General features: G+C 40.3%; 19 protein-coding genes. 18 read left to right on the forward strand and 1 reads right to left on the reverse strand.

The features are described from left to right. Nucleotides 1-18 precede the first annotated feature (18 nt). The 17 genes from AB4323_RS07260 to cysN all read left to right on the forward strand — a co-directional run bounded on the left by AB4323_RS07260 (nucleotide 19) and on the right by cysN (nucleotide 18,803). Nucleotides 19-513: a hypothetical protein gene (locus tag AB4323_RS07260; RefSeq protein WP_372152048.1), complete on the forward strand. Its 495-nt coding sequence runs from the start codon at nucleotides 19-21 to the stop codon at nucleotides 511-513. Beyond that, the gene (locus AB4323_RS07265) at nucleotides 510-1,433 is read left to right on the forward strand and encodes a ketoacyl-ACP synthase III (RefSeq protein ID WP_372152050.1); all 924 of its coding nucleotides are present in this window, start codon (nucleotides 510-512) and stop codon (nucleotides 1,431-1,433) included. The genes AB4323_RS07260 and AB4323_RS07265 overlap by 4 nt, the downstream gene beginning before the upstream one ends. Next, nucleotides 1,433-1,660 carry an acyl carrier protein gene (locus AB4323_RS07270; protein ID WP_372152052.1) on the forward strand — a complete coding sequence of 76 codons (228 nt, stop codon included), beginning with the start codon at nucleotides 1,433-1,435 and terminating at the stop codon, nucleotides 1,658-1,660. Before AB4323_RS07265 ends, AB4323_RS07270 begins: the two co-directional genes overlap by 1 nt. Nucleotides 1,661-1,677: 17 nt before the next feature. Continuing rightward, a complete protein-coding gene (locus AB4323_RS07275) occupies nucleotides 1,678-2,469 on the forward strand; it encodes a phosphoadenylyl-sulfate reductase (protein ID WP_372152053.1) in 792 nt (263 codons plus the stop codon). Nucleotides 2,470-2,610: 141 nt separating this feature from the next. Next, a complete protein-coding gene (locus tag AB4323_RS07280; protein ID WP_372152055.1) occupies nucleotides 2,611-4,059 on the forward strand; it encodes a lipopolysaccharide biosynthesis protein in 1,449 nt (482 codons plus the stop codon). Between the two features lie 56 nt (nucleotides 4,060-4,115). Then, entirely contained in the window at nucleotides 4,116-5,099 is a 984-nt protein-coding gene (locus AB4323_RS07285) for a glycosyltransferase family 2 protein (RefSeq protein WP_372152057.1), read from the forward strand. A 126-nt stretch (nucleotides 5,100-5,225) separates the two neighbouring features. Then, nucleotides 5,226-6,314 (forward strand): glycosyltransferase, encoded by a 1,089-nt coding sequence (locus AB4323_RS07290; RefSeq protein ID WP_372152059.1) that lies wholly within the window; start codon nucleotides 5,226-5,228, stop codon nucleotides 6,312-6,314. Further along, the gene (locus AB4323_RS07295; protein WP_372152061.1) at nucleotides 6,314-7,504 is read left to right on the forward strand and encodes a hypothetical protein; all 1,191 of its coding nucleotides are present in this window, start codon (nucleotides 6,314-6,316) and stop codon (nucleotides 7,502-7,504) included. Before AB4323_RS07290 ends, AB4323_RS07295 begins: the two co-directional genes overlap by 1 nt. Nucleotides 7,505-7,563: 59 nt before the next feature. Next, nucleotides 7,564-8,583: a glycosyltransferase family 4 protein gene (locus AB4323_RS07300; protein ID WP_372152063.1), complete on the forward strand. Its 1,020-nt coding sequence runs from the start codon at nucleotides 7,564-7,566 to the stop codon at nucleotides 8,581-8,583. Nucleotides 8,584-8,585: 2 nt separating this feature from the next. Continuing rightward, a complete protein-coding gene (gene asnB, locus AB4323_RS07305) occupies nucleotides 8,586-10,511 on the forward strand; it encodes an asparagine synthase (glutamine-hydrolyzing) (protein ID WP_372152064.1) in 1,926 nt (641 codons plus the stop codon). Further along, nucleotides 10,512-11,585: an EpsG family protein gene (locus AB4323_RS07310; protein ID WP_372152066.1), complete on the forward strand. Its 1,074-nt coding sequence runs from the start codon at nucleotides 10,512-10,514 to the stop codon at nucleotides 11,583-11,585. Nucleotides 11,586-11,591: 6 nt separating this feature from the next. After that, nucleotides 11,592-12,734: a glycosyltransferase family 4 protein gene (locus AB4323_RS07315; RefSeq protein ID WP_372152068.1), complete on the forward strand. Its 1,143-nt coding sequence runs from the start codon at nucleotides 11,592-11,594 to the stop codon at nucleotides 12,732-12,734. A 226-nt stretch (nucleotides 12,735-12,960) separates the two neighbouring features. Then, nucleotides 12,961-14,700, forward strand: coding sequence for an SLC13 family permease (locus AB4323_RS07320; RefSeq protein ID WP_372122914.1), 1,740 nt, complete (start codon nucleotides 12,961-12,963; stop codon nucleotides 14,698-14,700). A gap of 24 nt (nucleotides 14,701-14,724) precedes the next feature. Then, nucleotides 14,725-15,633, forward strand: coding sequence for a sulfate adenylyltransferase subunit CysD (gene cysD / locus AB4323_RS07325; protein WP_372122972.1), 909 nt, complete (start codon nucleotides 14,725-14,727; stop codon nucleotides 15,631-15,633). Between the two features lie 6 nt (nucleotides 15,634-15,639). Next, entirely contained in the window at nucleotides 15,640-16,287 is a 648-nt protein-coding gene (cysC, locus tag AB4323_RS07330) for an adenylyl-sulfate kinase (protein ID WP_372122912.1), read from the forward strand. Beyond that, nucleotides 16,287-17,249: a DHH family phosphoesterase gene (locus tag AB4323_RS07335; RefSeq protein WP_372152070.1), complete on the forward strand. Its 963-nt coding sequence runs from the start codon at nucleotides 16,287-16,289 to the stop codon at nucleotides 17,247-17,249. The genes cysC and AB4323_RS07335 overlap by 1 nt, the downstream gene beginning before the upstream one ends. A 144-nt stretch (nucleotides 17,250-17,393) precedes the next feature. After that, entirely contained in the window at nucleotides 17,394-18,803 is a 1,410-nt protein-coding gene (gene cysN, locus AB4323_RS07340) for a sulfate adenylyltransferase subunit CysN (protein WP_372152072.1), read from the forward strand. A 160-nt stretch (nucleotides 18,804-18,963) separates the two neighbouring features. Here cysN and wecA read toward each other — a convergent pair whose 3' ends face one another. Then, nucleotides 18,964-20,028 carry a UDP-N-acetylglucosamine--undecaprenyl-phosphate N-acetylglucosaminephosphotransferase gene (wecA, locus tag AB4323_RS07345; protein WP_372115137.1) on the reverse strand — a complete coding sequence of 355 codons (1,065 nt, stop codon included), beginning with the start codon at nucleotides 20,026-20,028 and terminating at the stop codon, nucleotides 18,964-18,966. Nucleotides 20,029-20,378: 350 nt separating this feature from the next. Between wecA and gpmM the strand changes: the two genes are divergently transcribed. Further along, nucleotides 20,379-21,911, forward strand: a complete 1,533-nt coding sequence (gpmM, locus tag AB4323_RS07350; protein WP_372152074.1) for a 2,3-bisphosphoglycerate-independent phosphoglycerate mutase — start codon at nucleotides 20,379-20,381, stop codon at nucleotides 21,909-21,911. The last annotated feature ends 219 nt before the right edge of the window (nucleotides 21,912-22,130 follow it).

Consider the following 22,130-nt stretch of genomic DNA (forward strand, 5'->3'; position numbering starts at 1 on the left):
TATCTTCATGGAACGGATATGTTTAATTCTGTTAGTGCTTTATTGACGGATGAGTATATTTCAGATATTTCTTTTCGGAAAACAACCAAGTGCCAGTGTGTCTTATCAACTGAAAAAGGAAATAATACAGTCGCTATTATTAAAACTCCAAAACAATCATACTACCTACTTGAATCGAACGAGTTAATAAACGATAGGTATGATTTTGATGAAGATGGTTTAGTTGAAAATGCTAAAGTTTCGGATAAGAAAATTTCAATGATTTTAAATGATAACTTTTCTTATATAGAGAATGTTGTCGCATTAACAAAAAAATTAAATAATACTTTAGATAAGCCAAGTTCAGGGAAATGGTTATTTGGTCAGTATAAATCAGAGCATGATCTTATTACTTTTGATGGACTTATAGAGATTGAATCAAATAAAAGAATAACATCCAGATTTAGTGAAAATTTGATTTATTTAAATGGAGTGCTTAAAGCAAAGATTATGTTTATTGTAGGTGAAGCATGATATATATAAAAGATATAGCCTCATACATTCCTAATAATTACATTGATAATTATAAAAACTCAGAACGATTTTCTGAATCAAAGGAATTTATTGATTCAAAAATAGGAGCATCTAAATTATCTCGAATGCCTGAAGGTATGAATACTTCAGATATGGCAGTTAAAGCTGTTGAATCATTGTTGAACAAAATAAACCTAAATAAAAAAGATATAGATGCGCTTGTTGTTGTTACGCAAAATGGCGATTTTGATGGACTTCCTCACACTTCAGCTTTAGTTCAAGGGAAGTTAGGGCTAAAAGAAGATATTTCTTGTTTTGATATATCACTTGGCTGTTCTGGTTATGTGTATGGTTTAAGTATTTTGAAATCTCATATGATTGAGATGGGATTTGATAATGCAATTTTAGTCACAGCAGACCCTTATTCGAAAATAATAGATGAAAATGATAGAGTAACTTCATTATTATTCGGTGATGCTGCCACTGCTACATTATTATCAACTCAAGGAGAGTTTTTAATAGAACGGCCTTTACTTGGTACGGATGGTAGCGGTGATATGTCTTTAGCTAAGAAAGAATATTTACATATGAATGGGCGGCAGGTATTTAACTTCGCTGCAACTAAAGTGCCCAATCATGTTGTTAGATATCTTGACAAGAACAATCTTACTAAAGATGAAATTGATCTTTTTTTATTACATCAAGGAAGTGCTGCAATAGTCGAAGTGATCGCTAGAAAGCTAAAGGTTACGATAGATAAGGCACCAATCGATATAAAAGAAACCGGTAATACAGTGTCTTCATCTATCCCATTGTTATTAGAGAAATATATTGATGATAACACAAAAAATAATGTTATAATTTCTGGTTTTGGTGTTGGCCTTTCATGGGCCACAAATCTACTTAGGAGAGTTAAATAATGCTGAATATTGAAGTTGTAGTTGATGCTATGAACGCTGCGGGTATCTCAATTGATGCTGATGTAGCAATAAAAGAAAATCAAGATTTGATTTTTGAGGATTTGGGCTTAGACAGTTTAGACTTGTTTAATTTGTTTTTAGAATTGGAAAACTTGACAGGAAAAGCAGTCCCTGATGAAGAGATCGATAATTTTAAAACAATTTCTGATATTTTAAACAAATATTAATATAGGCTAGTGTGCATATGTATAGTGTTCTAGAAATCAACTCCTTTCGACGTCTAAATATTGAGCGTCAAACCGAGTTATTGTCTGAAATGAATGAGTATCTATCAACTTTGACTGCTTCTGAAAGAGTGGCTTGGGCGCTGAATAACATACGAGGCAATCAAGCATTGACATCAAGTTTTGGAATTCAAGCAGCAGTTTGTTTACATATGTACACATCTATTAAACCTGATATCCCCGTAATTCTGGTAGACACTGGTTACCTTTTTGATGAAACCTACCAGTTTATTGAGAGCTTACGTAAGAAATTAGGATTGAACTTAAAAGTGTTTAGATCTGAAACTTCACCAGCTTGGCAAGAAGCGGTTTATGGGAAGCTATGGGAACAAGGGGTGGATGGGTTAAAGAAGTACAATCGAATTAACAAAGTAGTGCCGATGTCTGAAGCCTTTCGCATGCTTGATACAACATGTTGGCATTCAGGGCTTCGGCGTGAACAAGCAGATTCGAGGAAGAAACTATCATATTTGTCTGTTCAAGGTGATCAGTTCAAGCTTTTGCCAATTTTGGACTGGACTAGTACTGATGTTGAAGAATATATTTTACAGCATAACTTAGAGTATCACCCTTTATTTTATAAAGGATATGTTTCTATGGGAGATTGGCATACAACAAGGCCTTTAGAACAAGGAATGAAAGAAGAAGATACTAGGTTTAATGGCCTTTTTAGAGAGTGCGGCTTACATGAGCAAAACGTAATTGAAAATGTCGAAGAAAAAATAGATATGAAGAAATTTTTCAAAGAGTAGTCTTATTTTGCTAATTGGTTGTTTTTATAACAAGAAATAAATCATCACTTGGATCCTGAAAAGGAAATGTGTTCGTTGAAGGCGAACTAAAAGACTCACTCCTAATGAGTGTTGTTTTATAACCACTTCATAAGAGTAGTAATGAGTAGTCTAAAATCTAAAGGAATAAAAGCGTTTGTTTGGGACTTTTTGGGTAAACTAGCTACCCAAGGAACCGGATTCATAGTCACTATATTCCTCGCTCGATTGTTAGAACCAAGTGACTTCGGGTTGATCGCAATGCTAATGGTAGTGGTCGGAGTTGCACAAGTATTCACCGATGTAGGCTTGGGTGGTGCATTAATTCAGCGCAGGAAAGTATTAGACGTTCATTATTCATCTGTTTTTTATTTTAATATATTTATAGCTCTAGTCTTAACCTGCATCACATACTTATCGGCTGGTTTTATTGCCAGTTTTTATAACAACCCTGAATTGATAAAACTAGCACAAGTGATTAGCGTTATTTTTATCATAAATGCATGCAGTAGTGTACAAGCAATTCGACTAAGAAAACAACTGAACTATCCTTTGTTGACTAAAGCTAGCTTTCAATCATCATTATTGAGTGGTGTTTTAGGTGTAACACTCGCATTTAATGATTGGGGAGTATGGAGTTTAGTTGCTCAAATTCTTTCTCAAGGCATATTTTACAATATAATACTTTGGAAAACGGCTAACTGGCGCCCTACTTTAACCTTCTCGTTAAAAGCGTTGAGGCAATTGTGGGGATTTGGTTTTCGAATGTTTTTATCTAGTTTATTAGATGCAATTTTTACTCGACTTGATTTTCTTATCATAGGTAAACTCTTCCCTGTAACCACCCTTGGTTATTTTCAAAGAGCAAAACAGTTTAACGCACTTATTATTCAATACTCTTCGGGCAGTTTAATGTCAGTGATGTTTCCAATACTAAGTAAAGTCCAAAATGACCTTCCTAGGTTTAGGTGTATAATAATAGATACACTGAATATACTATGTTTTGTTGTGTTTTTATTACTTGGTGGAGTATATCTAACAGCTGAAGAGCTTATTTTATTCTTATTCTCTGATAAGTGGTTACCTTCAGTACAGTATATGGAAATGCTCTTACTCAGTGGATTTGCATATCCTTTGAGTGCTCTGTTAGTTAACGTATTAAGTAGTAGAGGGAACTCTAGAGCCTTTCTTAAATTGGAGATAATGAAAAAATCTTTGCATACATTAAATTTTTTGAACGCGTATTACAATGGAATCGAAGTGTATTTGTATTGTTTAGTGATCGTATCTTTATTAGCTGTTAGTTTGAATGTTATTTTTGCAAAAAATGAACTTAATATGAGCTCGTGGTTGTTTTTTAAACCTATTTTAAGTCAAATAATAATCTGTGTGGTTACTTTTTTTATATCTGATTATATCAATAACTTAATATCTCTAAACTTTTTTACTAAAGGCATGATTTTTTTGTTTTTATATGTTGGTATGAACTTTTCGTTGAGAACAAATTCATGGATGATTATTATTAGTTTTTTAGGTCCGATGCTAATACGCAAGTATAAGAATCTATCGTGAATATATTTATTTTGAATTACAGGTTTGTTTTAAAATTATTTCTGGAGGAGGCTGGAATGAGAGAAAGGAATACCGTGAAAATAACTATCATTACGCCACTATACAATTCTGAGCGATTTATTGAAAGGTTGAGAGATTCTATTATATCTCAAGGTCATTTGGATTTGATTGAGTGGATATTAATTGATGACGCGTCAAGCAAAGAATCTGTTGAAAAAGTATCTTCTTTATTAAAAAATCAATTGATCAGTACTTCTTTGTATCAACTTCCTGTGAATTCGGGAGGGGGAGTACCAACAGCTTTCGGAATTTCCAAGGCAAAAGGAGAACTGCTGATTAAAATTGATCATGATGATGAATTAGTTCCAAATGCTATTTCAACAATTTTAGGTGACTATGATGACCTTGAGGGTAAGCATGATATTTGTGGCATGTTGTATAGATCTATTGATCCCAACACCAACAAAGTCTTGAAGAGCGGATCTGCTATTCCTAAAGGCAAGTTATTTTCATTTTCAGATAAGAATAATGTTTTTAAAGATCATTCAGATACTTTCGAGGTTTATATTACCGACGTTATTCGTCAGTTTTGGACTCCAGAGTATATGAACAAAGCAACATTAAGTACTCCAGTTCTTTTTAAAATGTCTAGATTCAAGCCTTTTGTGTCAATGGGTGATATTGGTTTGCTAAAATATCATAGAGACAATCCGAATTCCCAGACAAATCATATTAGAGTTTCAAAAAATACTGTACACACGTATTCTGAGGTGTTTAATCAGTTCGATTATAAATATTTGTTAAGACCAATATTCTACTTGAAAACAGCAGTAATGTTGTTGGTTTTTTCTAAAATGGTATTTAATGATCATATATCTGGTATTCGATATGTAGATTCATTTATTTTTAAATTTTTTTTCTTTATATTGATACCGGTAGCAATAATAAAAATGAACTTTTCAAGTTTTGATGATATTACAATTGTAGACAGAGTAGATTATCCACTTTTAGAACTCGGTAAGACGAAAAAATTGATTTAATGTAGGTATGGTTAACTAAATTTTCATATATGCTTAAGTGTTTTTGTTTATTTGTCGGCGGCTATTATAATTATATGATGATGAGGGTGGGAATATTATTAATACTTACAATGGAAATGAAATAAAATGATAATTACTTTATTACTTCCTAATCTATCTGGTGGTGGAGCTGAACGTGTTAACTTAGATCTAGCATATGAATTTAAAAGTTTAGGTTATGAAGTGGAATTTGTTTTGTGTAACATGAATGGGGTTTTTTTACCTGAAGCAGCTACTCATTTTAATGTTGTTGATCTGAATCTCACTAGTATTGTACAGCTACCTCGAAGGTTAGCAAAATACATTGACGAGACTAAACCTGATGCGGTAATAGCTTCAATGTGGGGGGTAACTGCATTTACTCCTTTTGCTAAAATTATGTCAAGGCATAAGCCAACTATCCTTTTGGTTGAGCATAACTCATTAATTAATCAATTCAAAAATTCTAGAAAATTATTAAAAATATTTTTGAAAATTAGTACGTATTTGTCATACCGATTGTCTGATCAATTAGGAGGTGTGTCGCTAGGTGTAACTCAAGATATGAAAATATTGGCTAATTTAAGAAATAAGCCCGTTGAAGTTTTGTATAATCCAATCCCATCAAAATTAACAGCCTTTGGCGAGGAAGAATTTTCAAAAGTATGGGGTGATTGTAGCAATCGAGTTTTGAATGTAGGTAGTTATAAGGAACAAAAAAATCAAAAATTGTTGATTAAAGCTTTTTCTATGGTGTCTGAAGAATTAGATGCAAAGTTAATAATATTGGGAGAAGGGGGGCTCGATGATGAGCTAAAAACTCAGATTGCCAATCTTGGACTTGAAAAAAATGTGCTTCTACATAGCTTTGTAAAAGATCCTAGCTGTTTTTTTCAAAGTGCTGACTTATTCGTATTATCTTCTGATAGGGAAGGCTTTGGAAACGTCATTGTTGAAGCTTTATCCTGTGGAACACCCGTTGTTTCAACTGATTGCGAACATGGGCCGAGTGAAATATTAAATAATGGCGAATTTGGTACCTTGGTACCCGTCGGTGATGCAGAGGCTCTTTCTACCGCAATTGAAGAGTCGTTATCTAAAACGTACGATAAACAAAAGCTTATTAACCGCGCTAGAGATTTTGCGCCAGAAGTTTCAGCTAAACGCTACTTAGAAGTATTAGGCATAGAGAAATAATGAAAAATAGTGTTTTATACATTGCTTACACAGGTTTGCTAGAGCCTTTGGGGCAATCTCAGATTCTCGCCTATTTGACTAGGCTATCCAGTAATTATAATTTCATTTTAGTTACCTTTGAAAAAGAAACGGACCTAAGAAATACGGCTGAAGTCCAACGACTTGAGGCCTTGTGTAGTCAATACAATATCACCTGGTTGCCAAAGCAGTATCACAAAAAACCAAGGTTATTAGCAACGGCATTTGACATTATTACAATGTTACGCCTTATATTTAAGTTAATTAAAAATCACAATATAAAACTTATACACTGCAGAAGCTATATCCCCTCTATTGCTGTAAATATAGTTAGCCGAATAACTAATACACCATTCATTTTCGATATGCGAGCACTTTGGCCTGAAGAAATGGTTGATGCTGGGAGATTAAGTAGGAAATCGGTAGTTTATAAAGTTTTAAAGTATTTAGAGCGTAAGTTGTTAATTAACTCTGCTATGAACATTAGTTTAACTGGTGTAGCAGTTCCTTACCTTGTAAATACTATTCCACATTTATCAAAAGATAGATTCGTTGTTATTCCTACTTGTGTCGATCTTACTCGTTTTGATTCATCGATTAATGCTGATAACCCTCTTTCAAATTCTAAACTAGGTACTATGGGCACTGTTATTAGTGGTTGGTATCACCTAGACTGGCTGTTTAATACACTAAAAATCTCAAAAGAGCTATTTCCAGAAGCTGACTTTAAAATTGTGACGCGTGATGATAGTCATGCGTTACATCAACTAGCGAATAGTTATAAGTTGCCAAACTTTTCCGTTGAGCGCTGCTCCTCAGATGAGGTGCAAGCAGCAATTGATGAGCTGAAGTTTGGTATCCTATATTTCACCGCTGGAGTGAGTAAAATTGGTTCAGCTCCTACTCGCATGGCTGAATTTCTAGCATGTGGAAAACCTATCCTTGGAAACCGTGGGGTCGGTGATATGGCAGATTTAATTGAAAAATACAATGTTGGTGTTGTGATTGAAGATGGCAGCGATGAAGAAATCAAGCGGGGTTTAAAATTGATGCATGATTTCTTGCTAGATCCTGATTACCCAGAGCGTTGTCGAAAAGCGGCAGTAGAGCTTTTTTCTGCCGATGTTGGGGCAGAAAAATACCATCAAGTGTATGAGCTATGCATAAAATGAAGAAGATTTTATTGTTCTCTAAATACACTCGGAAGGGGGCGAGTACGCGGCTTCGAACCATGCAGTATTTTAATGCCCTTGAACAAGCTGGATTTACAATTCGACAACAAGCATTGTTTAATGATGATTATTTGACTCGATTGTATAGTAAAGAATCGATTCCTAAATTATTACTTTTCAAATGCTTTTTGCTTCGAATTTTTACGTTGTTTCGCCTCAAAGCGTATGATGTGGTTTGGATAGAGTATGAATTGATACCATACTTTCCTGCTTGGCTTGAGCGAGTCATTAAGTTATTAGGTGTAAACTACGTTGTCGACTACGATGATGCGATATTCCATAATTACGACCTGTCGTCCAATAAAACTGTTCGTCGCTTACTTGGTCATAAAATCGATAAGGTCATGGAAAATGCTACAGTGGTAGTTGCAGGCAATGGCTATCTTGCTAGTCGGGCACATACCGCTGGGGCTAATAGGATTGTAACAATACCGACAGTTATCGACTTGAACCGCTATCCGGCAATGCCTCTGAATAAAGATGATAGCCTAGTTATTGGCTGGATAGGCTCACCTTCCACTCAAAAATATGTCGTTCAATTTTCTGACGTGTTTATCGAGCTATCAAAACAGCACGATTTTACGCTCAGGCTTGTAGGTGCGAGCGAAGATATTGTTGAGCAGCTTAATGGTATTAAAGTTGAAGCGCTTTCATGGCAGGAAGAAAACGAAGTCGATTATATACGTAGTTTTGATGTCGGCATTATGCCACTTGAAGATGGACCCTGGGAGAAGGGAAAATGTGGCTATAAATTGATTCAATACATGGCTTGTAGTGTTCCTGTTGTTGCTTCTCCTGTCGGTGTCAATTCCACTATTGTCGAGGACAATGAATGCGGTTTGTTAGCGAGTAATCATAATGAATTTGTCGCATCTCTAGATCGTCTGTTAATAGATCATGAACTACGCACTGTTATGGGGAAGTCTGGTCGTAAAGCTGTTGAAAATCGATACTCTGTACAAGCGCAATCAAGTGTGATTATTACCCTTTTTGATTCTATTTCAGGTAACAATAAATAATTATGTGTGGTTTTACTGGATTCATCTCTTTTAACTCTCAAAGTAATGACTTTCTTTATCATACGATAAAGAACATGAACGCACAGCTGATTCATCGTGGTCCGGATAGCGACGGCTTTTGGTGCTCTGAGAAAGACGGATTAGCCTTCGGTCATAGGCGACTAGCTATTCAAGACTTGTCCCCTGCGGGTCACCAGCCAATGGTTTCAAATAGTGGCCGCTACATGATGGTGTTTAATGGTGAGGTATATAACCATTTAGAATTGCGAGAGCAGTTTCCTGATGCAGTTTGGCGAGGACACTCTGATACTGAAACGATTTTGGCTTGTATTGATGCTTGGGGGTTTGAACAAACTTTAAAGCAACTGACGGGTATGTTCGCTATTGCCCTATGGGATGTGGAGCAATCAAAGTTGTTTTTAGCGCGAGATAGGCTAGGTGAGAAGCCGCTATTTTACACCAATCAAAATGGCAGTCTGATTTTTGCTTCAGAGTTAAAGGCACTTAAGCAACATCCAGCTTTTCAGCCAGAAATAGACCGCGATGTATTGTGCCTATATATGCGTCATAATTGCGTTCCCGCGCCTTACTGTATCTATAAACACACTTTTAAGTTAATGCCCGGTACATTTTTAACGATTGATTCTAAGCTCTCAATTGTTGAGTCACAATACTGGTTTGCTGAAGATGTGGTAAACAAAGGTTTGGAAAATCGTTTTGCTGGAACAGCACAACAAGCTGTCGATAAGTTGGATGAAGTGTTGACGATGGCAGTCAATCGACAAGTGATTTCAGATGTTCCATTAGGGGCGTTTTTATCTGGTGGGGTAGATTCTACAAGCATTGTGGCTTTGATGCAGGCAAATACTAATAAACCTGTAAAAACATTTACTATGGGTTTTGATAATACAGCTTATAACGAAGCTGAACATGCCAAGGTTGTTGCTAAACACTTAGGTACAGAACATACAGAAATGTATGTAAGCCCACAAGACGCCCTTGATTGTATTCCTAATCTTCACAACGTTTATGATGAGCCTTTTGCTGATTCTTCGCAAATACCGACCTTTTTAGTCTCCAAATTAGCGAAGCAACATGTAACGGTTGCGCTGTCAGGTGATGGTGGTGATGAGCTATTTGCAGGTTATAACCGCCATCAGCTTGCCCATACAATGTGGCCCAGAGTTAGTACATTGCCATTTGCAATTCGAACGTTGTTATCCACTGGAATAAGTAGTTTTTCTCCGCAGCAGCTCGATGGGTTGAACACTCTTTTACCTAAAGCAAAAAAAATGCGTCAATTGGGCGATAAGCTGCATAAAGCGGCCGCGGTAATAGAAGCTCAAAGCTCTAAGGATTTATACTTGGGGTTGGTTTCTCAATGTAAGACGCCTGAAGAATTAGTATTGCTAGGTAAGGAACCAAAGTCAGTTATTACGAAAAATACCTTGCCTGAAAGCTTGAGCGTACCAGAGATGATGATGGCTCTGGATATGATGACCTATATGAGTGATGATATTTTAACTAAAGTTGATAGGGCTGCAATGGCTGTGTCATTAGAAACTCGAGTACCAATGTTAGATCACTCAGTTGTAGAGTTTGCTTGGTCGTTGCCCTTTGATATGAAACTTAGACATGGTGTGACAAAGTGGCCTTTACGAGAGGTACTATATAAATATGTGCCTAAAGAGCTAATTGAGCGCCCAAAGATGGGCTTTGCACTTCCTCTCGATACATGGCTAAGAACATCATTAAGAGAATGGGCAGAGGGATTAATAGCCCCGGTAAAATTGCAACGTGAAGGCTATTTAAATGAGCCTATGGTCACAAAGCTTTGGCAAGAACACTTAACCGAGAAATATAACCATACAGCACAGTTATGGTGCGTACTGATGTTCCAGCAATGGCTTGAGGCTGAGGGTTTATAAATGCTAGCGTACTGGACATTATTTTTTTTAGTCGCTGCTTTTGCTTTTGCGGAGCCAAGACGCACGGAAGGTTATAACTATTCTGGAAAACGTTTACCGGTTGTCTGGGTGATTGTACCTGTTGTCATTACTTTTTTAGTCGGCTTTCGAGTGGAGGTTGGAGGGGATTGGTATGCTTACCTTGGTTATTTGGAAAGAATCAATGGGTTAACGCTACAAGAGGTACTCTTACTAGGAGACCCAGGTTATCAGTTGCTTAACTATATCGCCAGTGCTGTAGGTGGCGGGATATATACTGTTAATTTACTCTGTGGTTTCTTTTTTAGCCTTGGTTTAATGGTATTTTGTAAGAACTTGCCAAGACCAATGCTTGCGATAGTCGCGGCTATTCCTTACATGACTATTGTCTTGGCAATGGGCTATTCACGCCAAGCAACAGCATTGGGCTTTGGAATGATCGCTCTTAACGCATTAATACACAAATCTACTTTTCGGTTTTCTATTTGGATTATCGTTGCAGCGTTATTTCATAAATCGGCAGTTTTGCTGATCCCTGTAGCTGCACTGATCTCTTCAAAGAGTCGAATGCTAAGTGTTTTATGGATCGCCATTGCTGCTTTAGGGGCTTATGTTACTTTGTTACAAGATAGTGTTGATGCGCTTTATGCCAATTATGTCGAAGCAGAATATCAATCCCAAGGTGCATTGATTAGAGTATTTATGTGTGTCGTGCCGAGTGTGCTTTTTTTATATTACCGCAATTACTTTAACATGCTTGTTAAAGAAAAACAGTTATGGAGTTGGTTTTCATACGCATCATTAATTTCGTTTGCTATTCTTTTTCTAACATCTGCCAGTACCGCGGTAGATCGTGTCGCACTATACTTGTTACCATTGCAATTGGTTATTTTCTCCCACTTACCTGAAGTTTTAGGGAGTCCAAATAAGGCGAATAAACAATGGGTCCTGCTTATTTGCAGCTATTATTTCTTGGTTTTGTTCGTATGGCTTTTCTTCGCTGGGCATAGTTTTGCTTGGCTACCTTATCAGTTTTATCCATTTACCCTATTGTAGTTAATTATGAAAAAAATAGTTCTGTCAGCCAACACATCTTGGTATCTGTATAATTTCAGGTCGTCCACGATAAACGCTTTTCAGGAAAATGGCTTTAAAGTTGTTTGCTTGTCCCCTGCTGATGATTATTCACAGAAGTTAATTGATGAACTTGGTTGTGAGTGGCATCACCTTGAAATGGACAACAAAGGCAGTCACCCTATTAAAGACTTAGCATTGGTTTATAGGCTTGTTCGCTTTTTTCTTGAAGTTAAACCTATTGCAACTTTCAACTTCACGATTAAAAATAATATCTATGGGACTTGGGCGGCTCGGCTTAGTGGAGTGAAAGCCATTAATAATGTATCTGGTTTAGGTACGGCATTTATTAGTGATAATTTAACGTCTAAAGTAGTGAAGTTGCTCTATCGCTTATCCCAACCTTTTGCCAGTAAGGTATTTTGCCAGAACCCTGAAGATATGGAATTATTGATTAGCAATAAGCTAGTCAATAAAAATAAATTGACGCTACTGCCTGGATCTGGCGTCAATATCGATAAGTTTGAGCCGTCAATGAAAGTAAGTCGTTGTGTTGACGAACCCTTCCGCTTTTTGTTTGTTGGAAGAATGCTTGGTGATAAAGGGGTTCGAGAGCTTATTGCAGCAGCACATAAACTGGCTGAAAGTGGTCATGTTTTTACGCTTGATCTGTGTGGTTTTGCGGGTGTGGAAAATGCTTCAGCTTTGTCATCAGATGAGTTAAATAAATTATCTAATTTCGATTACATTAACTGGCTTGGTCCAAATGATACGATAGCGCAGGTTTATGCTAATGCTGATTGTGTTGTATTACCTTCTTACCGTGAAGGTATGCCAAGAACATTATTGGAAGCGGGTGCAATGGGCTTACCAAGCGTAACGACGAACGTGCCTGGCTGTAAGCATGTTATTACACATGGTTTTAACGGCTTATTGTGTGAAGTAAAATCGTCAGATTCTCTGTTTGAACAAATGGCTGCAATGCTTAAACTTGACCAAGAAGCATACAGTCTAATGTGTTTAAATAGTCGAGCGCGTATTGCAGAAGAATATGATGAACAAATTGTAGTTCAATATGCCTTGGAGTCCGTTATGAACCTGAGTTATGACATACCTCTCCTTAATAAATAAAGGTTAAAAGCACATTGCTGGCTTATGGTCTTTAGTTTGATCATACTAAAGGCTTAGTCAGTCTTTGTTTATCGATTTTAGTTGGGTGAAAAACCTTATGTTGAAGTGTACCTTTCCTCCGTTTTACCGCGTAACTATATACTTAGCCTCGATATTCACCATGGTAGGTTATGTTCTTTAGTGTGTGTATTTTCATAACTTCGTTCGTTCATTTGGAGCATTGACTTTGCTTGATTGGTTACTGACCCCTGCTGTTCAGGTATTTTGTTTGTTCATTGCAACAGTCTGCGGCTTGATAGGCTTTCAGTCTCACTCTGATAGAGTGTTTGGCATATTGTTGTTGGTGCTTTTTAGTTGTTCTCTTGTTACGACAGAGCAAGTTATCTCAAGTTTTTCAAATAAAGGCTTACTCACCTTGATGCTGCTAATGGTTTGTTCGCTGGCATTAGAAAAAACAAAACTCCTACGGGTGATTACCAACTATGTGATTGGGCCTCACTATTACTCAACCTTATTCAGGTTATTTAGTTTAACTACTTTATCTTCAGCAATATTGAACAATACAGCCGTTGTTTCAACTATGTTGGCACCGATCCGCAACAACCCGCATCACAAGGCCAGTAAACTACTTATCCCTCTGTCTTATGCGGCCATACTAGGCGGGACCTTAACTTTAGTTGGTACGTCCACGAACTTAATAGTAAACAGTTTGGTTATCGACTCTGGTTTGCCCAGTTTGAAGTTTTTCGACTTTACCGCGGTGGGCTTATGCTTGGTGCTTGGCTGTGGGATGCTTTTGTTTGCATTAAGCCCATTATTGCCAGAGTATGATAAGAACCAAGTTCAGATTCGCGACTATATTATCGATACTGAAGTTGCCTCAGATTCAGAGCTAATAGGAAAGTCTGTAGAACAAAACGGTCTTCGTCACTTAGAGTCATTATTCTTGGTGGAAATCTTGCGTAATAAGCGCCTGATATCCCCGGTAACACCGCAGGAAGTCATTCTGCCTGGCGATCGTTTGCTGTTTAGCGGCGATGTTAAGAAGGTCACTACTTTAACTCAATTTGGTGGGTTGTCTTTATTTGCCAGTGATATTGGTTTGCCCTTAGATAATCTTTCTGAGGTGGTGATTCGCCCTGAGAGTCACTTAATTGGCAAAACACTCAAGCATGCGGGTTTTCGCGCCTTGTTTGATGCAGCGGTGGTGGCGATTAAGCGCGATGGTGAGGCGCTATGTGGTAAGTTGGGTGACGTAGAATTGCAAGCAGGTGATTATTTAGTGCTTGCAGTGGGCGAGGATTATGCTGCTCGTAACAACATTGCTAAGAACTTCTTTTTATTGAGCGAAGTAGAAACCGAACATTGCCTAGATGGCTGGAAGGAGAAACTGGCAATAGGTGGCTTTCTTGCTGCTATTGTGTTTGCTGCTGTCGGTGTGGTGTCACTGTTTAAGGTGATGCTCATTCTCCTTGGTTTGTTGCTACTTTCTGGCTGCTTGAGTGCCAATGAAGTATTACAGCGCATACCAAAGAACATTTGGTTGATTATTTCCTCTGCATTATTGCTTTCTCAAGCGCTGGCTAACAGTGGTGCGCTTGATAGCTTAGAAACAATGGTACATTCTTATGACCATTTGTTCACACCGTTTATTGGGCTTGTGGTGGTGTATTTGTTGGCATGGCTGATGACCGAGCTAGTCACTAACAATGCGGCGGCGGCATTAGTGTTCCCGATAGGTATTGAATTAGCGTCAAGCTTATCAGCCAACCCTCAAGCTTTTATACTTGCTATTGCCTTTGGTGCAAGTGCGAGTTTTATTAGCCCGTATGGATACCAAACTAACCTGATGGTGTTTAATGCTGGGCAGTACAAGCTGCAAGATTTTGTCAAAGTAGGCGTACCCATGTGCCTGCTTTATGGCGCGATTGTGTTAACCGCAATCCCCGCCTTTATTGGATTGTAAATTAAGGATTTCTTTGAAATGAACATTTCTCAAGAGCGCATGACTCACCTAAAGCAATTAGAAGCTGAGTCCATTCATATTATGCGTGAGGTAGCGGCTGAGTTTGATAACCCAGTGATGCTGTATTCGGTGGGTAAAGATTCTTCTGTGATGCTACATCTTGCGCAAAAAGCGTTTGCTCCCGCGATTCCACCCTTTCCGCTTATGCACGTAGACACTACGTGGAAATTCAAAGAAATGATTGAGTTTCGTGATTACATGGCTGAAAAAGTCGGCATGAAGTTGATTGTGCATCAAAATCCTGAAGGTGTGGAAATGGGCATCAGCCCATTCGAGCATGGTAGCTCTCTACACACTGACATCATGAAAACTCAAGGTCTGAAGCAAGCTTTAGACAAACACGGCTTCGATGCAGCGTTTGGCGGTGCACGTCGTGATGAAGAGAAATCTCGCGCCAAAGAGCGTGTGTATTCGTTCCGTGATGAGCACCACCGCTGGGACCCGAAAAACCAACGTCCTGAGCTGTGGAATGTGTACAACGGTAAAGTGAATAAGGGCGAGAGCATTCGTGTGTTCCCTCTATCAAACTGGACTGAGCTGGACATCTGGCAGTACATCTACCTAGAGAGCATCGAAATTCCAGGTTTGTACCTAGCAGACAAGCGCCCTGTGATTGAGCGTGACGGCATGCTTATTATGAGAGACGATGAGCGCATGGAGCTTAAAGAAGGCGAAGTGGTTGAAGAGAAGATGGTGCGTTTTCGTACCCTTGGCTGTTACCCGTTAACGGGCGCCGTTGAATCTGAAGCAGCAACCCTACCTGAAATCATTCAAGAGATGCTGCTGACCACGACCTCTGAGCGTCAAGGTCGTGCCATTGACCACGATTCTTCTGGCTCAATGGAGAAGAAGAAACGTGAAGGGTATTTTTAAACCGCTATGACGACTCCATACCAACGCAAAGACCATGACTCGGTGAGCGATGATGTCGTATGGCATAACTCAACTGTGACTCATGAAGACCGTGTTGCGCTTAAAAGGCAGAAGCCAGTGATACTTTGGTTTACCGGCCTTAGTGGTTCAGGTAAATCGACCGTTGCCAATGCCGTTGAAAGTAAATTGCTGCAAATAGGCAAGTATAGCTACCTATTAGATGGGGACAATGTGCGACATGGTTTGAACAAAGACCTAGGTTTTTCAGACGCCGACCGCGTTGAAAACATTCGCCGAATCGGTGAAGTGGCGAAATTGTTTGTGGATGCGGGCAATATCGTATTGACCGCGTTTATCTCTCCGTTTGTTTCTGACCGTCAGCAAGTACGTGAACTGGTTAGCGAAGGTGAGTTTCTTGAAGTGTTTGTGGATACACCGCTTGGGGTGTGTGAAGCACGCGACCCTAAAGGGCTTTACAAGAAAGCACGTGCCGGTGAGATTAAACACTTCACGGGTATTGACTCTGAATACCAAGCGCCATTAAACCCAGAAATCCACCTACAGACTGCCGACCTGTCTATTGAAGCGTGCGCTGACTTTGTTGTGGCTGAGCTTGAAAGGAAAGGCTATCTTCAACTAGGGGAGGGCGCCTAATGCATTACGACGTATTTAACGGTGATGCTGATGGCATCGTTGCGTTGCTGCAGTTGCGATTTGCTGAGCCGAAAGACTCCAAACTGATTACTGGCGTGAAGCGTGACATCAAATTGCTAAAGCAGGTGGATATCAACAACGCTAAATCAGTAACCGCGCTGGATATCTCCATGGAGAAAAACCTGCCAGAGCTCGAAGCGCTTCTAGAAAACAACATCAAAGTGTTTTATTGCGACCATCACCGTAGTGGCGATATCCCTCAGTCAGATAACCTAGACGCGTTAATCAATCTAGACGCAGAAGTTTGTACTAGCTTGTTGATTAATGAGCGCCTAGGCGGGCAGCACGCAAAATGGGCGGTTGCGGCGGCGTTTGGTGATAACCTGTTTGCTTCTGCAGAAAAACTGGCGCAAGAGATTGGCTTAACTGAATCAGAAACCGAGTTCTTAAAAGAGTTGGGTACGTTGATTAACTATAACGGTTACGGCGCGACGCTGAATGACTTGCACATTGAGCCCGCTAAGCTCTATCAGCAATTGACGGCCTACGTTGACCCGTTATCGCTTTTAGATGATGAAAGTTCGCCGTACCACACGCTGAAAAAAGGCTACGCGCTAGACCGTAATCAAGTGCTGAGCATTACCCCAACGCACTCGGATACGCAGTGCAAAGTGTTTGAACTGCCGTGTGAAGCCTGGGCAAGACGCATCAGTGGCGTGTTTGGCAATGAACTAGCCAACCAAAGCCTTGAATTGGCACATGCGGTATTAACGCTCAACGCAAACCACCAAGATTACACGGTGAGCGTACGCGCACCACTGAGTTATCGTGTGGGCGCGGATGACATTTGTTCATCGTTTCCAACCGGTGGTGGTCGAAAAGCAGCAGCTGGCATTAATGCGCTCACCCTCGATGACAAACAGAAGTTCATCGATACACTGTCAGCGTACTACATCAAATAAAAAAGAACGTCATTCTGGTGTTGATACCATCAACTCCAGAACCTTAGAGATCACACACTCTAAATTATCAAAGCATGAACACTTTGATAGACAAACAAATTACATAGGGCATTGATGCCCGATAAAGAACATTAGGAGAACGACATGTCTCACAGCTCAGAGCTTATCGCAACGGACATCGAAGCGTATCTGAAAGTCCATGAAAATAAAGATTTATTGCGTTTCCTGACTTGCGGTAACGTTGATGATGGTAAATCCACACTGATTGGTCGTCTGCTTTTTGACTCAAAGCTGATTTACGAAGACCAAATGGCGGCGATTGAGAAAGATTCTCAGAAATTCAACACCACCGATGGTGATTTCGACTTAGCGCTACTAGTAGACGGTCTTCAATCAGAGCGCGAGCAGGGCATCACTATTGATGTGGCGTACCGCTATTTCTCAACAGACAAACGTAAGTTCATCATTGCCGATACTCCGGGACACGAGCAGTACACCCGCAATATGGTAACAGGCGCGTCTACGTGTGATCTAGCGATTGTGATGGTTGATGCACGTCACGGCATCCAAACACAAACCCGTCGTCACAGCTACATCTGTAGCCTGCTGGGCATTAAGCACATTATTGTGGCTATCAACAAGATGGACTTGATGGAGTACAGCCAAGAGGTGTACCAGAAGATTAAAGCGGATTACCGCGAGATGGCGAAAAACTTCAACATCGACGACATTCGCTTTGTGCCTATTTCTGCACTAAATGGTGACAACGTAGTGACGCCAAGTGAAGCAATGGATTGGTACCCTGGTGCAACGTTGATGAAGCTGCTTGAAACGGTGAAAGTTGACCAAGACAAAGACCTTGAGCACATGCGCTTCCCAGTGCAATACGTGAATCGTCCTAACCTAAATTTCCGTGGTTTCTGCGGTACGCTGGCATCTGGTTTAGTACAAGTGGGTGATGAAGTAACTACGCTACCATCAGGTAAGACCTCTCGTGTTAAGTCTATCTACACCTTTGATGGCGAGCTAGATACTGCACGCCCAGGACAGGCTATTACCATCACCCTTGAAGATGAAATCGATGTGTCACGCGGTGATATGCTGGTGCACAACGGCCATGAGCCGAAAGTCACCAACAAAGTGAACGCACACGTGGTATGGATGGGTGAGAACCCGATGCGTACGCACAAAGAGTACATCTTTAAATTCGCGACCAAATCTTGCGTTGGTAAAGTGACTGGTATCCCTCATAAGATTGATGTCAATACGTTAGAGCAGCACGCTAAAGAGAGCGAAACGTTAGACCTTAACGAGATTGCTTTGTCTGAGATTACATTGACGGATAAGATCGCTGTCGATACTTACCAAATACTGCCACAAACGGGCTCATTCATTGTGATTGATCGTCATAATAATGTGACAGTGGGAGCAGGTATGGTTGCATCGGTATCGGATGAAAAAGAAGAAAAAGGTCGAGTCTACTCTCCATCAGAAAAAGACTTGAATGCCTACGTCCGTAAGCACTTCCCTGAGTGGGGTTGTGCTGAGGTATAATCTCAAAGTACTGACTTAGATTGTAACTGAATCAAAAGGGCCCAATCTCATATCGAGATTGGGCCCTTTTTACGTTTAACTTGAAAAATTTTAGACTTGAGAGCTTTTGCTATTAATCATCTTCTCTTGAAAGCCTAAGTCATTAATACACTTCTAATCACTAGTACACTTTTTCTGGAAGGTTACGCAAACTTCTAATCCAGCTGGTGATGCGCCAAACATAGCTCATAGCTACAGTGTATGAAGCAAAACACATCATAAACAGGATGAACATGGTCGATTCAGCAATTTCTAGGAACTCTCCGTAGATACCGAAGCCAGCGAAGCTACTTGCGATAGCACAAATGATGGCCAGGGTTTGTCGCGATGTAAAACCAAGGCGTTGGAAGATGTGGTGTAGGTGTTCACGGTCGGGCTTGAAAGGGGAGTCACCGCGGCGTACGCGTCTGAACATGATGGCAGCCATGTCCATCAGCGGAACAGCAATTAACCACAGTGCAGTTATTGGTCTCATCATAGCTTCTGATGGATCTTGGCTTGCGCCCAGCAGTAACCAAATCACAGTAAAGCCAATCATCATGCTGCCAGCGTCGCCCATAAAGACCTTACGCTCTCGCCCAAGAATACCAAGATTCATCATGATATAAGGAATGGTTGCGACAATGAACACCACGCATAAATACGCTAAGCCATGTTGGCTGTCGACTTGAAGTAAAACGGCGATACCGCCAAAAGTTACAATAGCAAGCCCACCTAACAATCCATCAATGCCGTCGACCATATTGAACGCGTTAATCGCGCCAATCACTGCGAGTATGGTTACTACAGGGCTCAGGAAGCCTAAATGCAGGTCGCCAGTACCAAACAGGTTACCAATGTTATCTAATCGAATGTCGGCGAAATACATCATGCCGAGGGAGAGAATTGCTTGCACCACCAGTCGTATTTTGAAGCTAATGTCGAATTTGTCATCAAGCGCCCCGATAATAATAAGAGCAATAACAGAAGCTAAAAAGAGTGGGCTATGCGGGATGACGTCTGGATGGGTAACGATGAATTGGCCAATGGTTAAGCTGATCGCTATACCACCTACCAATGGGATCGCACCAGTGTGCAACTTTCTCTCATTCGGTTTATCCACTAAGCCAATGGATTTTGCCACTTTTCTCATCAAAAAGAGTGAGGAAAAGGAGAAGAAGCCAACAAATGATAGCTCTAATAACATAATGAACTCTAGCCAGTTTTTATGATAATTTTATTTGCGTGTAGCTTACGTTAAAACCATCAATTTGTACACTCAGTTGAGTATGTTTTGTTCGTTGTTTTTTGAGTGTGATATTGGGTTTTAGTATGTAACTCAGTGTTAATACAGAATGACGACAGCGATATTTCCCTAAATACTGTTGCTCAAGGTTTATGCGACCCTCAAACACAAAATGACGCTTTTTTTCACATTCGATCATCCTACCTGCGCCCTTTCTTGATCTTCCACTACAGTTTTGACTGTAAACTGTAGTAAAATTACGCTAATTTGTTTTTATACCGATTTATTTTGAATTGAACGAGGTCAGTCCTATGTCAGCTAAGAAGCCAATGGCTCTAGTGATCCTTGACGGTTACGGTTACCGTGAAGACAACCAAGACAACGCTATCGCGAACGCTAAAACACCAGTATTAGACGGTCTTATTGCTAACCAACCTAACACGCTAATCTCTGCTTCTGGCTTAGATGTAGGCCTACCTGATGGCCAAATGGGTAACTCTGAAGTGGGTCACACCAACATCGGTGCGGGGCGCGTGGTATACCAAGATCTTACTCGTATTACTAAGTCAATTTCAGACGGCGAGTTCGGCCAAACTGAAACGCTAGTGAACGCTATCGATAAAGCGGTGAAAGCTGAGAAAGCGGTTCACATCATGGGACTTATGTCTCCAGGTGGCGTTCACTCTCATGAAGATCACATCTATGCAGCTGTTGAAATGGCAGCAGAGCGTGGCGCAGAGAAAATCTACCTACACGCTTTCCTAGACGGTCGTGATACACCGCCACGTAGCGCAGAAAACACACTGGCACGCTTCCAAGCGCTATTCGCTAAGATAGGCAAGGGCCGTGTTGCTTCGCTTATTGGTCGTTACTACGCAATGGACCGTGATAACAACTGGGATCGCGTTCAAGAATCTTACGACCTGCTGACTCAAGCAAAAGCTGAGTTCACATTCGACACTGCTGTGGCTGGTCTAGAAGCAGCTTACGCTCGTGACGAAAACGATGAGTTCGTTAAAGCGACTGAAATCAAAGCTGAAGGCGAAGAGTCTGCCGCTATCGTAGATGGCGATGCAGTTATCTTCATGAACTACCGTGCTGACCGTGCTCGTGAAATTACACGTGCATTCGTTCCTGATTTCGATGGTTTTGCTCGTAACGTATTCCCAGCGATCGATTTCGTGATGCTGACTCAATACGCAGCAGACATCCCGCTTCTATGTGCATTCCCACCGGCTTCTCTAGAGAACACTTACGGTGAATGGCTATCGAAGGAAGGTAAAACGCAGCTACGTATCTCTGAAACAGAGAAATACGCGCACGTTACTTTCTTCTTCAATGGCGGTATCGAAGACGAGTTCGAAGGCGAAGAGCGTCAACTTGTTGCTTCTCCAAAAGTAGCAACTTACGACCTACAGCCAGAAATGAGCGCACCAGAGCTAACTGAAAAGCTAGTTGCAGCAATCAAAGGCGGCAAATACGACGCTATCGTGTGTAACTTCCCTAACTGTGACATGGTTGGCCACACTGGCGTTTATGATGCAGCGGTTAAAGCGGTAGAGTCGCTAGACGAATGTCTTGGTAAAGTGGTTGAAGCAATCAAAGAAGCTGACGGCCAACTGCTTATCACCGCAGACCACGGTAACGCAGAAATGATGGTTAACCCAGAAACGGGTGGCATCCACACGGCGCACACTAACCTACCAGTGCCACTTATCTACGTAGGTAGCAAAGACATTGAGTTCAAAGAGGGCGGTAAGCTGTCTGACTTAGCACCAACGATGCTTTCTTTATCTGGTATCGCAATCCCGGCAGAAATGTCAGGTGATGTGATCGTTAAATAGTCAGTAGTTAAATAGTTGTTTGGCTCAGCGGTTCACTGAGCTTTAACGATTTTGAAAGCCCGCACTTCAAAGTGCGGGCTTTTTTATAGATGTGAGATACGAGTAAGCGAGATGAGAAGAGCTTAAGAACGGATGCGTGATGTGAGATACGGGTAAACGAGTAGCGAAGAGCTTAAGGACAGGTATTGGGTAAGAAAAACATGCAGGGGAGAACATAAG

It is taken from the genome of Vibrio sp. 10N.261.52.C11 (assembly GCF_041471405.1).
Taxonomy (GTDB): domain Bacteria; phylum Pseudomonadota; class Gammaproteobacteria; order Enterobacterales; family Vibrionaceae; genus Vibrio; species Vibrio crassostreae_C.

Bases quoted from the DNA above. Each gene is read 5' to 3' on its own strand.
- AB4323_RS07260 (WP_372152048.1), top strand. From the start codon at position 19: ATGTTTAATTCTGTTAGTGCTTTATTGACGGATGAGTATATTTCAGAT.
- AB4323_RS07265 (WP_372152050.1), top strand. From the start codon at position 510: ATGATATATATAAAAGATATAGCCTCATACATTCCTAATAATTACATT.
- AB4323_RS07270 (WP_372152052.1), top strand. From the start codon at position 1,433: ATGCTGAATATTGAAGTTGTAGTTGATGCTATGAACGCTGCGGGTATC.
- AB4323_RS07275 (WP_372152053.1), top strand. From the start codon at position 1,678: ATGTATAGTGTTCTAGAAATCAACTCCTTTCGACGTCTAAATATTGAG.
- AB4323_RS07280 (WP_372152055.1), top strand. From the start codon at position 2,611: ATGAGTAGTCTAAAATCTAAAGGAATAAAAGCGTTTGTTTGGGACTTT.
- AB4323_RS07285 (WP_372152057.1), top strand. From the start codon at position 4,116: ATGAGAGAAAGGAATACCGTGAAAATAACTATCATTACGCCACTATAC.
- AB4323_RS07290 (WP_372152059.1), top strand. From the start codon at position 5,226: ATGATAATTACTTTATTACTTCCTAATCTATCTGGTGGTGGAGCTGAA.
- AB4323_RS07295 (WP_372152061.1), top strand. From the start codon at position 6,314: ATGAAAAATAGTGTTTTATACATTGCTTACACAGGTTTGCTAGAGCCT.
- AB4323_RS07300 (WP_372152063.1), top strand. From the start codon at position 7,564: ATGCAGTATTTTAATGCCCTTGAACAAGCTGGATTTACAATTCGACAA.
- asnB (WP_372152064.1), top strand. From the start codon at position 8,586: ATGTGTGGTTTTACTGGATTCATCTCTTTTAACTCTCAAAGTAATGAC.
- AB4323_RS07310 (WP_372152066.1), top strand. From the start codon at position 10,512: ATGCTAGCGTACTGGACATTATTTTTTTTAGTCGCTGCTTTTGCTTTT.
- AB4323_RS07315 (WP_372152068.1), top strand. From the start codon at position 11,592: ATGAAAAAAATAGTTCTGTCAGCCAACACATCTTGGTATCTGTATAAT.
- cysC (WP_372122912.1), top strand. From the start codon at position 15,640: ATGACGACTCCATACCAACGCAAAGACCATGACTCGGTGAGCGATGAT.
- AB4323_RS07335 (WP_372152070.1), top strand. From the start codon at position 16,287: ATGCATTACGACGTATTTAACGGTGATGCTGATGGCATCGTTGCGTTG.
- cysN (WP_372152072.1), top strand. From the start codon at position 17,394: ATGTCTCACAGCTCAGAGCTTATCGCAACGGACATCGAAGCGTATCTG.
- wecA (WP_372115137.1), bottom strand. From the start codon at position 20,028: ATGTTATTAGAGCTATCATTTGTTGGCTTCTTCTCCTTTTCCTCACTC.
- gpmM (WP_372152074.1), top strand. From the start codon at position 20,379: ATGTCAGCTAAGAAGCCAATGGCTCTAGTGATCCTTGACGGTTACGGT.